The 13,434-nt window shown below is 65.5% G+C and carries 11 protein-coding genes; 6 read left to right on the top strand and 5 right to left on the bottom strand.

Annotation, left to right across the window (positions count from 1 at the left end):
- Nucleotides 1–77 precede the first annotated feature (77 nt).
- The 3 genes from ACFYOW_RS26210 to ACFYOW_RS26200 form a co-directional block, all read right to left on the bottom strand.
- Nucleotides 78–1,103: an alpha/beta hydrolase gene (locus ACFYOW_RS26210; protein ID WP_387292126.1), complete on the bottom strand. Its 1,026-nt coding sequence runs from the start codon at nucleotides 1,101–1,103 to the stop codon at nucleotides 78–80.
- A gap of 87 nt (nucleotides 1,104–1,190) precedes the next feature.
- Nucleotides 1,191–1,622, bottom strand: coding sequence for an SRPBCC family protein (locus ACFYOW_RS26205; RefSeq protein WP_387292124.1), 432 nt, complete (start codon nucleotides 1,620–1,622; stop codon nucleotides 1,191–1,193).
- A 12-nt stretch (nucleotides 1,623–1,634) separates the two neighbouring features.
- On the bottom strand, nucleotides 1,635–3,020 hold the full coding sequence (locus tag ACFYOW_RS26200; RefSeq protein WP_387292122.1) for a metallophosphoesterase: 1,386 nt from the start codon (nucleotides 3,018–3,020) through the stop codon (nucleotides 1,635–1,637).
- Nucleotides 3,021–3,173: 153 nt separating this feature from the next.
- On the opposite strand from ACFYOW_RS26200, the gene ACFYOW_RS26195 reads away from it, so the two are divergent.
- The 5 genes from ACFYOW_RS26195 (at nucleotide 3,174) to ACFYOW_RS26175 (ending at nucleotide 8,653) form a co-directional block, all read left to right on the top strand.
- A complete protein-coding gene (locus ACFYOW_RS26195) occupies nucleotides 3,174–4,472 on the top strand; it encodes an MFS transporter (protein WP_387292120.1) in 1,299 nt (432 codons plus the stop codon).
- Nucleotides 4,472–4,600: a hypothetical protein gene (locus ACFYOW_RS26190; RefSeq protein ID WP_387292118.1), complete on the top strand. Its 129-nt coding sequence runs from the start codon at nucleotides 4,472–4,474 to the stop codon at nucleotides 4,598–4,600. Before ACFYOW_RS26195 ends, ACFYOW_RS26190 begins: the two co-directional genes overlap by 1 nt.
- A 334-nt stretch (nucleotides 4,601–4,934) precedes the next feature.
- Nucleotides 4,935–6,524 carry a hypothetical protein gene (locus tag ACFYOW_RS26185; protein WP_387292116.1) on the top strand — a complete coding sequence of 530 codons (1,590 nt, stop codon included), beginning with the start codon at nucleotides 4,935–4,937 and terminating at the stop codon, nucleotides 6,522–6,524.
- A gap of 197 nt (nucleotides 6,525–6,721) precedes the next feature.
- Entirely contained in the window at nucleotides 6,722–8,023 is a 1,302-nt protein-coding gene (locus tag ACFYOW_RS26180) for a glycosyltransferase 87 family protein (RefSeq protein WP_387292114.1), read from the top strand.
- A gap of 330 nt (nucleotides 8,024–8,353) precedes the next feature.
- The gene (locus tag ACFYOW_RS26175) at nucleotides 8,354–8,653 is read left to right on the top strand and encodes a hypothetical protein (RefSeq protein ID WP_387292112.1); all 300 of its coding nucleotides are present in this window, start codon (nucleotides 8,354–8,356) and stop codon (nucleotides 8,651–8,653) included.
- A gap of 15 nt (nucleotides 8,654–8,668) precedes the next feature.
- Here the strand turns inward: ACFYOW_RS26175 and ACFYOW_RS26170 are convergent, their stop codons facing one another.
- Together ACFYOW_RS26170 and ACFYOW_RS26165 are read right to left on the bottom strand one after the other, a co-directional pair.
- Nucleotides 8,669–10,945, bottom strand: a complete 2,277-nt coding sequence (locus ACFYOW_RS26170; RefSeq protein ID WP_387292110.1) for an Rv1355c family protein — start codon at nucleotides 10,943–10,945, stop codon at nucleotides 8,669–8,671.
- Nucleotides 10,946–11,086: 141 nt separating this feature from the next.
- Complete coding sequence (locus ACFYOW_RS26165; protein WP_387292108.1) at nucleotides 11,087–12,544, bottom strand: purine-cytosine permease family protein; 1,458 nt, start codon at nucleotides 12,542–12,544, stop codon at nucleotides 11,087–11,089.
- Between the two features lie 114 nt (nucleotides 12,545–12,658).
- Here ACFYOW_RS26165 and hutC point away from each other — a divergent pair, with 114 nt between their 5' ends.
- Nucleotides 12,659–13,414: a histidine utilization repressor gene (gene hutC, locus ACFYOW_RS26160; protein ID WP_387292106.1), complete on the top strand. Its 756-nt coding sequence runs from the start codon at nucleotides 12,659–12,661 to the stop codon at nucleotides 13,412–13,414.
- Nucleotides 13,415–13,434 lie beyond the last annotated feature (20 nt).

Raw genomic sequence — 13,434 nt, 5'->3', positions numbered from 1 at the left:
ACCAAAGCCTAGGAGAGTGACCGTGGACTATTTCGACTTCGGGAAATACTCGCGTCCGGTGAAGGCCACGTCGGAGGTCAGGCGCCCAGTCCGTTGGCGAGAACCGGCCACGACTCCTTCAGTGCGCGTTCCCAGTAACCCCAGGAGTGGGTGCCGGTGGGTTCGAGGTCGTAGGTGGCCGGAATGCCGAGTTGGTTCAGCCTGTGCTGCATGTTGCGGGTGCACCAGGCGGTCGATCCTTCGATCGCACCGCCCATCGTCACCTGCAGGGGCAGTCCGCCCTCGGCCCAGCTCTGCGTGTGCGGATCGGTGGGATTGTCGTAGGGCCCGGGTAGTCCACTCCCCGCCGACAGGTACAAATTCAACCCGCGCAGGCCTTCGGCGTTGACATACGGATCATGCGCCGCCCACATCGGATCCTGCGGCGGCCCATACATATTCACCGGATCGCCGCCGCCCTTGCGCACCGACATCCCGACGAACGCCTGCCCAACCGGATCACTGATCTGCGCACACCCACTGAACGCGCCGACGGACCGGTACAGCCCCGGACTCGAAATCGCCAGCGAAAGCACCGACGTACCGGAGGTGGAGATCCCGGCAATCGCATTGCGCCCATTGGTGCCCAACGCGGCATCGATCAGCGGCGGCAATTCCCGAGTCAAATACGTCTGCCACTTGTTGACTCCCAACGCCGGATCCCCCGCCCGCCAATCGGCGTAATAGCTGTACGCCCCACCGAGCGGCTGCACCACATTGACGTTCTTATCCCCGAAAAACCCCATGACATCGGTCTTCGACCCCCAGGTCGCCCCATCGACCCCACCGTCCACCCCGGCCAACAGGTACAACGTCGGCCGCGGCGGTCCGGTATCCGCAGGCTGCTGCACCTCCACCGATAACTCCCGCCCCATCGCCCCCGAATACACCGTCAACGTGAGATGCCGGTCATCTCGAACCTGAACCCCGGTAATCCTCGATCCATCCGTGGTCACCACCGATCCCGGTTCGTCCGGTGCCGCGTACGAACGAGGTCCGGCCACAACGGATCCGAGCACAACGGCGGCGACAACCGAGGCCAATCGAAGACCACCAACGCTCATCAGCTACCAACCTCTCCCGGCTCGGCTTCCCGAAGTTTCACGCCTGTCTGCGACAGTAGCGGGGTTGCCGGTAGGGCGAGTGACGTGTCAGCTGGTGAGTTTGCGCTCGGCCGTCCGCAGGACCGTGCGGAAACCGAAGGCGACGGCGGGTGTGAATGCCCTGGTCAATGCGCCACTCAACACCGGAGTCCGGACTTCGAAGGTCGAGCCCCAGGTGACTTCGGTACCGTCCGCGGTCTCCCGCAGCCGCATGCTGCCGCTCTCGTGCCGCAGCGGCGGAATCGAGGAACGGATCAGATAGTCCATTCGCACCGGGCGCTCGTATCCGACGATCTCTTCGGTGAGTTTCAATGCGGCCGTGGTGACTTCGCGAATAGTGCCAACACCGTCGATGCCGACCCGCGTGACCTCCGCCCGGAGCACGCCCGGCACCTGACGGTAGTTCGCCGCATCGGTGATCCAATCGAAAACCTGCTCGATCGGTGCCGCGATGGTGCGCCGCACCGTTACTGTCCGCATGACCGACTGTAACTACAACCCGGAGAAATCGCGCTGGACAACATGGTTGCGGTCGGCGCAGCTGCCGAGGGCGTGATCCGGATGCAGGCCGAGGTATTGGCGGCGGGTGCGAGTGCTCCAGCAGCGGGCCGACTCGGTGCGGGTCTTGTAGAAGTTGACCGTGTAGCCGCCCTCGTAGACGCGCAGCAGACTGTAGCCGCCCGGATATTCCTTGGTGGCAGCTACTTCCAGGAACTCGACATCGACACCGGAGTCCGGGCGGTTGCGCCGGTTGCGGTGGGTGTGGCCGCAGTGGTGCAGGAATACGCCGGGAGCGTCGCGATAGAGCGCGCCGAGCGCGGCGGCATTCGTGCGATCGAGAACGAACCCCGGGCCGCCCGGATTACTCACCGCCGCATGGGAAGTCACCGGATGGTGTCCGAAAACAAGGGTGGGCCGATCCGGATCGGCCGCCAGGAGTTCGCGCAGATGCGCGATTTGCGGTGCGACGATTGTGCCACCGGATCCACGCAGTCGGGTGGTGTCGAGGCCGATCATGCGCAGCTCGCCGACACGATATTCGACCAGGCGCTGACGCGCGTGAAATACCGTGCCCCAGTGGTCGATTCGGTGCGCGTCGGGCTTGTCGTGGTTACCGCGGCAGACGAAGTAATCGCGGCCGAGCACGCCCCACTCGTCCAGCCGAGCCCGCACGCCGAGGCTTTGTTCGAGGGTGCCGGTATCGGTGAGATCGCCCGCGACGATCAGTTGATCGGCCGCGCGGTCCGGTCGGCGCAGATCGTCGAGCAATGCGGTCAGCATGAACTCCGGATAGTGCTCGGTCTGGTGACGCAGGCCGGTGGGAAGCCCGGCCACGATCAGGCCGCTGCTGTGCTCGCCGAAGTGCACGTCGTTGGCGAGCGCGATGGTGTGCAGCAGTCGTCCCGGCGGCGGATCGGCCATGGTGAATGTGCCGGTGGATTCCGGTGTTCCGGAGCGGCGGGTCACCAGGGTGCGGGCGGGAACGGCGCGGTGGCCGTCCGAGTAGGCCTCGAATCGGTAGGTACGGCCGGGTTCGAGGCCGTCGAGCTCCGCATAGTGGTAGGCGGTCGGCCGGGAGTCCAGATAGCGCGGTCGCGCCGCCGACCGGCCGTCGACCGGTGCGATGCGGACCTCGGTATCGGCCGGGACCGGACGGGCGCGGCCATAGCGGTCGCGGGCACACGTGGTCCAGGTCAGGATGACCGAGCGGTCGGTCACCGTGACGACCTCGAGGTCCGTGGCGAGCATCGAATCCCGTTGCACACGAACGGAATGGGTCGGTCTGGGGCGGGCGTAGAGTGGGGTGCGCACGGTCACAGCGGCCGCGCCCGCGGCCACATTCGCCAGCCATAGGGTTCGAAGTCGCGGCTCGAGCATGGGAATCTCCGTTCGCTTCTGGCTCGAACGGTACGGTTGCCGGTTGAACGCTCGGGTCCCCGCACATGACGTGTCGGCTGTCCGGTGTCGAACATTCGTATCACCGGGTCTGGGAATTTGACTGCTGGGCGGATGCGGGTCGAGAGTTCGCGAATGGACGGAACGCCCGAGGTGTCCCGCGCGACGTTGCGCAAGGTCACGATTCGACTGGTGCCCTATCTCGGGCTGCTGTATTTCATCAACTACCTGGACCGGGTCAATATCGGATTCGCCGGGCCCAGCGGTATGAAAGCGGAGTTGGGGCTGACCGAGACGGCCTTCGGGTTCGCCTCCGGCATCTTCTTCATCGGCTATCTCGTACTCGAGGTGCCGAGCAATCTGGCGCTGCACCGGTTCGGTGCGCGCCGCTGGATAGCCAGAATCATGGTGAGTTGGGGTGTGGTCGCCACCGCCATGGCATTCGTGCCGAACGAAACCTGGCTCTACATCCTGCGATTCACCCTAGGCGTGGTGGAGGCCGGATTCTTTCCCGGCATCCTGCTGTATCTCACCTACTGGTTTCCGCAGACCCAGCGCGCGAAGATCGTCGCGCTGTTCATGACGGCGGTGCCGATTTCAACGGCTTTGGGCTCGACGGTATCGAGCCTGATCATCCAGTACGGCGACGGTGTCTTCGGACTCAGCGGTTGGCGATTCATGTTCCTGGTCGAGGGCGTGCCCGCGATCGCCCTCGCGGTGATCACCTGGTTCTTCCTCACCGACCGGCCCACGCAGGCCAAGTGGCTGACCGAGACCGAAAGAGACTGGCTCACCTCGGAACTCGACAAAGAGCAGGCCGCGCGGGTCGAACACTGGACGGTGCGCAAGGCGCTCACCCATCCACGCGTGCTCGGCCTCGCCTTCATCTACGGCGGCATCGTTTACGGCCTGTATGCGCTCGGATTCTTCTTGCCCACGATCATCAACGGCTTCCAGCAGCAGTACGGCACCCACTATTCGGTGGTGCAGCGTGGGCTCATCAATGCGGTGCCCTATGTGATCGGCGCCGTCGTGATGGTGCTGTGGAGCAGGCACGGTGATCGAACCGGTGAGCGGGCCCGGCATGTCGCGCTGCCCGCGCTGGTCGGTGGACTCGCGATTCCGGTGGCGCTGTATCTGGGCAATCCGTTCGCCGCCATGGTCGCGGTGACCGTCTGTGCCGTCGGAGTGCTTGCCGCGTTGCCCACCTTCTGGGCGCTGCCGAGCACCTTCCTGTCCGGTGCGGCCGCGGCGGGTGGGATCGCCCTGATCAACTCCATCGGCAATGTCAGCGGGTTTGTCGCGCCGTATGTCACCGGCGCGCTGAAGGACCTCACCGGCACCCAGCGAGCCGGACTGTGGGTCGTCGGTCTCGCGATGATCGGCTCGGCCGCAGGCGTTCTCGCACTGCGATCCCGAATCCGCACCAATTAGTGAGCAGCTGTGCCGCGTATCACGGGCTGCTCTCCCCCTGGCTGGCGCCGGGCCGCCTGGACGGCTTCCTGCGCGAGATCGATGACCATGTCGCGGCGCATCGTCCCGGCGGATCCGAAATCGCCTGACCTATCGACCAGTTGGCGGCGACACGCCCGAATGTGTCGACACCCCTTGAATGAACCGACTGGTTGGCTGTTTGCTGGTGGCAAGCAGTCGCGCCGCAGCGAGTCCGGGCCGGTGAACCGTATGTTCATTGCGGCGCGGGCGGCGTCCGCGAGTGCCGAATCGTCGTTAAATCGAGACTTCGCATGCGTGTGTCGCGCGCGGCACGCCGCAGGACGACCCACCGGCGGCAAATTGACAGTTTCGCTGGCAACGGTGAATCGACTATGAATGTCTGGTGCCGTTCCCACGCGTGATCACTTGTCTGCCGTCGAATCTCTCCCGCGGGGAGTCGAATTGACCATCGAGCATCATCCCGTCGAGGACGAGGTCGGACAGCTCGCGCGAAGGGTCGAGCGGGCCCGGGGCCGACTGGCCTACCAGTTCGATCCCGCGCTGACCGAGGCGCTCTCCGAGGACGAACTGATCGCCGAGCGTGAGCTCGCGGAGAAGATTCGCGGCGAGGATCGCGCACAGCGATGGAAACAGGTGCAGGCCGCGGCCTCCGCGGCCGACCGCGCCAGGCAGACCACTGAAGCAATCGAGAAGGCCGACATCAGAGATCTATTGGTAGCCCGCAAGGCAATTGCGGCACAGCGGCGGGAATCCAGCCCGCACGCCAAATTGGCGTCGCTGTACCGGCACCGCGGATGGTCACTGCGCGCGTTGGCCGGCGTGGTGGCGGCGGGCATGCTGTGGTCCGCGGTCAATGTGCAGCACAACATCGCGCCTGGCGGGCCTTCCGATCCGCTGTACTGGTTCAGCTACCTCATCGAGGCGATGATCAGCGTCTGCTTGATCATCATCATGGTCGGCACCAACAAGGTCGCCGAATGGGGCGTGATCGACAACCGCCGACAGGTTGCCGCTGCCGAAATCGCCCTGCTGTCACTGACTGTCACCCTCAACACCTACCCCTATCTGCGCGACGGGGAGTGGTACGAGACCGGTGTGCACGCGGTCGCGCCGGTGATGATCGGTGTCGCCCTGCTCATTCACGACGCGGCCAGCGCACGTTACGGCCTGGCCATCTACCGGGCCACCGAGCAGGTCCGCGAGCTGCCCGATCCGGCCGAACAACTCAAGCAGACGATGCCATCGATCGCGTCCTACCGCGCGAACACCCAGGCGGCCCTGGTGGCGCCGGGAGCGGAGCGGGAGTCCGCGGAACATGCGGCACCGGGTGCCGAAGGTGCGGAACAGGACGCCGAGCTGGAAGTCGACGAGATCGTGGAGGCCGAAGCGGTCGAGGTCGAGGAGTCGCCGGATGGGGAAAGCCCTGCCGCGCAGGAGGCTTCGGAAGCACCCGAGCGTCGCGCGCCGACCAACGGCCAGGCGCCGGACCATGCGGAGCCCCGGGCAGCCGAGCAGCGGCCAGCTCCCGCGAAGGCCGAGAACCGCCCTGCGGTCGTCAAGGAACCGACCGCGCCGGTGGTCGCGAAGCCGGTGGTCGCGAAGAACAACCCCTTCGCACCGGCCACACCCGAGCCGGTCGCTACGGCCGAGACCCAGCCCGTCGCGAAGGTCGAGAGCCCGCCGCCTCCGCCCCCGGCCAAGGCGCCCGCGCGCAAGGCCGCCCCGGTGAGCCAGGAGAAGCCCGCCGCGGAGAACAAGCCGTCGGTCGTGTCGGCACTGCGCAGGGGCAACGGTTCGGCCGCGGCTACGGCGCGCAAGCCCAGTTCACTCGAGGGCAGGAAGGACAGCAGGACGACCGAGAACGCGCGCGGCAAGGGCAGCGCACCCGCCGAGCCGGATTCGCACCTCCAGGTGGTTCGCACGCCTGATATCCACGACACCGGGCAGTTCCGCATCGCCGAGATGCTCGAACAAGAACTTGCCGAACTGCAGGCGGAGCGCAGGCGGGCCAGGGCCAGCAGGCAACGATGATCCCGCGGCTTGCTTGCCCCGGCACTTCGGGGCATGATGCAGGCGCGGGTCATTAGGTACGTTAAAAACTGGTTATCGCCGTAGTGCAGCAGGTGCGGGACGAAGGGATGGATCGGTCGACGTGATGAGGTCTTATCACCCAACAGGATCCTGTACTTCGAATCCTGCGACGGTGTTGCCTCGGTCGTAGCGGATCGGTGCGAGACACCCGGAAGCTGGAGTTTCCGCGTACGGGACCAGCGATATACCTGCTCGCCGGGAGCGCCCTGCTGTCGGTGATCCTGCTCTTCACCACCATCGATCCCTTCCTGGACAAGGGCGGGTTCCTGGTCGGTGGCCTCGACGTGCACATCTATCGGGACGGTGCGTGGCGCATCGTGCACGATCTGCCGCTGTATACCGAGCCGACCATGCGCGGCCTCCTGTACACCTACACGCCGTTCTCCACCATCGCGTTCGTGCCGATCTACATGGTGCCGTGGGGGTATGTGACGAATACCTGGTTGGCGGTCAACCTCTCCGTACTCGTCGCCTGTGTGCTGCTCAGCTGGCGGCTGCTGGGCTACCGGATCACGACTCGGCTGGTGGTGGTCAGCGTGCTGATCGCGGCCACCTGCGTATTCATCGAGCCCGTCCGCCAAACGCTCTACTTCGGGCAGATCAACCTGGTGCTGATGCTGCTGGTGCTGTTGGACGCGCTGCGCGGGGACCGCAGCAAACTGCGTGGCCTCGGCGTCGGACTCGCGGCGGGCATCAAACTCACCCCGATCTACTTCGTCGCCTATTTCGTGGCCCTGCGGCAGTGGCGCGCGGCGGTCACCGCATTCGCCGTCTTCATCGCCTCGGTCGCCTTCGCCTGGGTCATCCTGCCCGCCGATTCCCGGCAGTACTGGACCTCGACGTTCTTCCAATCCAACCGGATCGCGCCGGACAACCACCCGTCCAACCAGTCCATCCGCGGTGTCATCGCGCATCTGCTCGACGGGCCCGCGCCGGTGTGGTTGTGGTTGCTCATCGCGGGCTCGGTCACGATCGCCAGCATGATGGTCACGACGGCGCTGTATCAGCGAGGTGAGCGGCTGCTGTCGATCACCCTCGGTGGTCTCACTGCCTGCGCGGTGTCGCCGTTCTCCTGGGGACACCACTGGGTGTGGTTCGTGCCGCTGTTCGTCTTCCTCGTGCACAAGGGGCTGGACAACTGGCGCTGGTGGGTGGCGGCGGCGCTGCTGTTCACGGTGACCGCCTCGTGGACCTACCACTGGAGCAAGACCTGGGTGTCTATTGGTGTGTTCCTGCTGCCGCCGTGGTGGCCGATCACCAAGGTCTTGATCAACGGCTACGTCATCGAATTTCTGATCGTTCTGATCGCGGCCTGGATACACCTGCGCAGGGACGGCCGGTCGGCCCTCAGCGCGCATTCGGCCGAGCGCTCGATTCGATTCCCGCTCCCGCGCCGCCGTGATCCGGAATCCCCTTCGTGCCCAACACCTTCCCCCTGACCGATTCCGGAACCCAGTAGCGCAGGCCAAGTTCCGGCCGAGGGGGTTGCTGTGGCCCAGATCATGCGGGCGTTCAGCGCGCAGGGACGAGCGGCAGCGGTGCCGACGGGCCATCGGCCCTAGAGCCTTTGCGATCTCTTTACCTGCGGATTCCCTTCGGTTTCCACCCGAAATCGATCTCTTGCCGGGCAGGTCGGCCGGGGTTACGGTTGCTTCCTGCGTCGCGAAGCAATCGGTCACCGCCAGGTTGCTGGACCTCCCGGTCGCCGGGGGGTATGACTTCGATGTCGCACGAATATTTCGCTCGACAGGGCCGGAGGTTTTCCCGCTATGACGAAGAACAAGGCTCAGCCCAACCCGATGTTCGCGGTGACCATGGTCAATGCCATCCATCAGGATGTCGATGGCTACGGGGACAGATGGGTAGCCACCGTCGATCACGGGAATATGCGCGCCGACTGGATCGCGGCAGCCGTGGCCAAGGACGCGCGTACGGTCCGGATCTGGTGCGACGACTGCGGGAACAGCGTCCATCTGTGTGCGGAGATCCGGGACTACCTGCCCACGGATGTGCGCAAGGCATTGGCCGACGCCTGGGAGCACTACCACCCGACGCACCACGCCTCGTAGTCGGCGGTTCGCGAGTCAGGCGAGATCGAGGACCTGAACCAACGGACGGCGCAGCGAACGCGCCGTCGGAGGCCCCGCGTACGCGAGTCGGAACAGCAGCACCTCGGCATGGTCCGCATCGGTCTCGAAGACCCGTTGATAGCGCACGCGCAGCTCGCGGAGTTCGGCCTGCTCGCGTTTGCAGAGGCCGTGGCCGGCGCCGCGTTCGAGGCGGGCGAAGAGGTAGGGCAGTGCGGTCATCGGTTGCAGTGCAATGCCTTTCGCCGTCGCGGTGAGCCACATCCGCTGCATGGCGCGCCCGCCACGCAGATAGCTTTCGCGTGACACACCCGGCATCGTCAGCAGGCCGACCGCGCCGGCGCCGGCCACCGCGCGCCGCGAAAGGTCTTCCAGCGCACGGCCGCCGCCGATCTCGGCCAGACATTCCGCGACCCGCCACTGACTCAGCAGGCGCAGCGCGCCGCGTTCGGCCGCGCTGAGTTCGGCGGTGGCGATATCGAGACCGTAGGGTTCGGCTCGCACCTCCTCGGGTGTCCACCGGTAGCCGCTCATCGCGTCGCGGTGCATCGCCCGGTTCAGCAGACCGATGCGATCGCCCGCGCCGATCAATGCGCCCAGCTCCGCCAATTCCGTTCTCTCGCAGGATAGCTGCAATCGTCCGCCGAATTCGGCACAGGCGGTGACCAGCGCTTGCGCCGTCTCCGCATCGAGCGGTCGCCGCAACTCGCGACGCCGGTTGGTGACTCGCGTCGGGATATGCGCGACAAGCGGTGACGCCGCCGATTCCGGTGCGCCGGACAATTCGACTGTGGCGACGAGGTCGGCTCTGGGCCACGTCCGGATCTGCGTGCGCAATCCGAGCTGCCCGGCTGCGAGCTCGATATTCTCCAGCAGCGCACCGAACGCGACCCACGTTGCGCCGTGCGCGAAGTCGAGGCTGGGCAGGTCGCGTCTCGGGTCGTGGCGGCACTCCAGGACCGCCTTATCGCGCCGCCAGATCAGCGCCCACGGCTGCGCATTGTGTGCGGAGGGCGCCAGTGTGCCCATGGCCGCTATCCACCGCACGGCATCGTCGGATACCGTTGCGCGCTCCGATGGTTGCGGCGGCAGCGGCGGATCCCTCCGGGCCTCCTCGGCGATCGCGAATAATGGTGCGGGCGCGGCAGGTTCGCGATAGCGACAATGCTTCGCGTCGATCAACTCGCCTGGATCGACGTAGTAGCGCCCGGATCCGACCGGTTCGCCGAGCAGCAGTCGCCGCGCCGCATCCGCGACGATCGCGCCGCCGAGCGCCACGCCGGAGGCTAGCTGAGGCCAGCTGCCGATCGTCCGCCCGACCTCGGGCAGCGAGGCCGCCGCGCGAGTGCTGAGCCGTGCCGCGTCGAGGATTTCGAGGACGTACGGGATCTTCTCCGGTGTCGTGATATCGCGCAGATCCGCGGCCCGTACCGAACCGAGCAGACCGTGCAAGATCGGCCGATCCGGTTCGATATCGAATCGCTCGATATCGAGTAGGCCGCGATCGCTGGTCTGCATGAGCACCGGAATGCCGTGAACACGCGCCCGCTCCCGGAGCAGCACCTTGGTGTGCAGATCGTCGCACCCCTCGACCAGCAGATCGAGACCGCCGCCGCCGAGCAGGAAGTCATCGATGGCCTCCGGCCGAATTCCCCTCGAGCACCGTTCGATTCGAAGATACGGATCGATCTCGAACATCTGCCGCGCCGCGATGACGGACTTCTCGATGCCGAGGTCGGCCACGCGGGCACGGATGCGATTCAGATTCGACAGGCCGAGCCGGTCGAGGTCCGCGATCTTGAACGAACCGCCGATACCTTCGAGTGCGAGGGTGAGCGCGGCAGCACTGCCGACCGACAGCCCGACCACGCCGATCCGCATCCGCGCCAGCCGCTGCTGTTCTTCCCGGGTGATCCGGTAGCGGTTGCGGTCGGCACGGACCTCCCGAAAGTCCGTCTCGGGCAGCACATGTACGAGATCGGCCGACCACGGGTACCACACCCACCTGCCGTATTCGGCGGGATCGGGGCCATGCAGCTGCCCTACGCGTTCCTCCAACTCGCCACGGGGGCAAGCGGGTTCGCGTGCGAGCACGAGTTGTTGCAATTGCTCGGAAACCGTGTCGTGTACCCGCACGTCCGTTGTCGCCAGTAGTTCGGACAATATCGACCGGTCCCTATCGATGGCCAGATCGAAATGAATTGGCCGCCATTCAGGGATGTCATCGTTCTTGTCGGCGCGCTCCCGTAGATCCCGGCCCAAATCGATGCGCAAAACCCCTCCCGGCGTGTGCGTGCGGATCGCTCTACCAAGGTCTACACCCGACCAGCCGGTAACTAGTTATGATTGAGCAAGCCGGTGGAGATCGCCGAAATCGACCCGCGCGTCAGTGGATTCGCGGCAGGGGTGCGCGTACTACTCGGCTGGAACGTGGGTCGTCGCAACCGCGTCCGCGGGGTAGATCATCCGGTCCGGCGGGTTGCTCGTGCGACGTGCCAGCGGGTAATAGATGGCTGCTGTGAAGACGATGCCAACCATCCAGGAGATGTCCGCGCCGCCGAGCAGATCGGTAATCGGGCCGGTGTAGAGCTTCTGCGCGAGGAACGGGATCTGGGCGAGAATGCCGAGGGTGTAGCAGGCCAGCGCGGCGAGGTTCCAGCGTCCGTAGCGGCCGTCCGGATTGTAGAGCGCCGGGATATCGATGCGCTCGCGCGAGATCAGGTAGTAGTCGATCAGGTTGATCGCACTCCACGGGGTGAAGACCATGAGCAGGACGAGCACGAAATTCTTGAAGTTGTTGAGGAAGTCGGCGCTGGCCCCGATGGCGATCAGCATCGACACCACGGTGAAGCCCACGATATAGGCGGCCCGCGCGGCCTGCGTGGTATGGGACCGACCGTTGAATGCGGTCACCGAGGTCAGGATGGACATGAACCCGCCATAGGCATTGAGACAGTTCACCGTCAGCTTGCCGACCACGATGACCAGGTAGATCAGTAGCGCGATCGCGGACGGTCCGGCGAGGTCACCGATGAAGCCGACTTGATTGCCAAGGAACGCTTTTCCGGCGACCGCGGCCACCAGCGCGCCGAGCGTCATCGCCCACTGCGAGCCGAGCACGCTGCCCGCGAAGGTGGACCAGAACGTGGTGCGCGCACTGGTCGTGCGGGGCAGATAGCGCGAATAGTCCGCGACGTACGGTCCGAAGGTCAGCTGCCACCCCGCACCGAGGGAGATCGCGAGGACGAACGTCACGATGTCGAAGGATTCGGTACCGATGTAGGCGCTGACGTCGTATTCGGTGAACAGTCGGATGGTCAGATAGGTGAAGCCGATGATGCCGACCACGGTGGCGATTCGCCCGATCACATGGATCAGCCGATAGCCGGTCACCGCGACCACGGCCGTGAGCGCACCGAAGACGAGTATGCCGACGGTCGAATTGTCCACGTGCAGAATCTTGTTCACCGCCTGACCGGCCAATACCGTACCGGTCGCGGCGAAACCGAGATACATCACGATCACCAGCAACAGCGGCATCACCGCACCGAGTACGCCGAATTGCGCTCTGCTGGAGATCATTTGCGGCAATCCGAGCCGTGGACCCTGCGCCGAATGCAGCGCCATCACGATGCCGCCGAGAATATTGCCGAGCAGCAATCCGATGATCGCCCACAGCGCATCGGCGCCGAATACTACTGCCAACGCGCCGTCGACGATCGCGGTGATCTGCATATTCGCCCCGAACCAGAGGGTGAATTGATTGCGCGGCGTGCCGTGGCGTTCGGCATCGGGAATTACTTCGATGGTGCGTCGCTCGATCTGCAGTCCGGCGTCGATTTCGTCGTGGTGCGGCATGGATCCGCCTTCCATCAGGAGAAGGGGAGCAGCTAGGACAGCCTGCCCAGATGCATCGTCCTGTATATACAAGTGACTGTCAACCGGAACGGCTAGGGTTGCGGCCAGGCGAGGTGAGAGGTGGTGGCGATGGCCCGCCCGGTGGGTGATGCAGACCTGGCGGTCTTGTTCGCGGCGTCCGGACCCGATACGGCACCGGCGTACGAGCGGATCAAGACCCTGATCCGCACTCAGATCGGTGCCGGACGCTGGGGCGCGGGGGATCAGCTGCCCTCGGAGCATCAACTGGTCGACGCGCTCGGAATCTCCCGCATGACGGTCAACCGGGCACTACGTGAATTGGCCGCGGCCGGGGTGGTCGTACGAATGATGGGCGTCGGCACCTTCGTCGCACCCGCGAAGGTTGCCTCGCCGCTGTTCGAGGTGCGCAATATCGCCGACGAGATCCAGCAGCGCGGTCACCGGCACCGCACCGAGGTCATCTTCCTGCGCAGCGAACCCCTCGACAGCGCCAATCCACTGCTCGACGATTGGCCGAGCGATTCGGTATTCCATTCGCTGCTGGTGCATTTCGATGACGAGGTGCCGATTCAAGTGGAGGACCGCTACGTCAACCCCGCGGCCGCGCCCGGCTACCTCGACCAGAACTTCGCCGAGATCACCCCGAACCGGTACCTCAGCGAGGTGGCCCCGCTGGTGCGCGGCGAACACGTCGTCGAGGCGGTACAGGGCAGCCAGGAGGACTGCAGGCTACTGCGCATCCGCCGTACCGAACCGTGCCTCCAGATCCGCCGCCGCACCTGGTCCGCGAGTGCCTTGGTGAGCGTGGCGCGCCTGGTCCACCCCGGCTCTCGCAGCCGCCTCGAAGGTGCGTTCGGCGCCTGATCAGGCTGGGCGGGAACGTC

It is taken from the genome of Nocardia sp. NPDC006982 (assembly GCF_042869435.1).
GTDB lineage: Bacteria > Actinomycetota > Actinomycetes > Mycobacteriales > Mycobacteriaceae > Nocardia.
The sequence above is the reverse complement of the archived record's forward strand: the minus strand, read 5'-3'. Positions and strand labels throughout refer to the sequence as shown.

What these genes read in the sequence shown, in the direction of transcription:
- ACFYOW_RS26210 (WP_387292126.1), bottom strand. Translation starts at nt 1,103, where the DNA reads ATGAGCGTTGGTGGTCTTCGATTGGCCTCGGTTGTCGCCGCCGTTGTG.
- ACFYOW_RS26205 (WP_387292124.1), bottom strand. Translation starts at nt 1,622, where the DNA reads ATGCGGACAGTAACGGTGCGGCGCACCATCGCGGCACCGATCGAGCAG.
- ACFYOW_RS26200 (WP_387292122.1), bottom strand. Translation starts at nt 3,020, where the DNA reads ATGCTCGAGCCGCGACTTCGAACCCTATGGCTGGCGAATGTGGCCGCG.
- ACFYOW_RS26195 (WP_387292120.1), top strand. Translation starts at nt 3,174, where the DNA reads ATGGACGGAACGCCCGAGGTGTCCCGCGCGACGTTGCGCAAGGTCACG.
- ACFYOW_RS26175 (WP_387292112.1), top strand. Translation starts at nt 8,354, where the DNA reads ATGACGAAGAACAAGGCTCAGCCCAACCCGATGTTCGCGGTGACCATG.
- ACFYOW_RS26165 (WP_387292108.1), bottom strand. Translation starts at nt 12,544, where the DNA reads ATGGAAGGCGGATCCATGCCGCACCACGACGAAATCGACGCCGGACTG.
- hutC (WP_387292106.1), top strand. Translation starts at nt 12,659, where the DNA reads ATGGCCCGCCCGGTGGGTGATGCAGACCTGGCGGTCTTGTTCGCGGCG.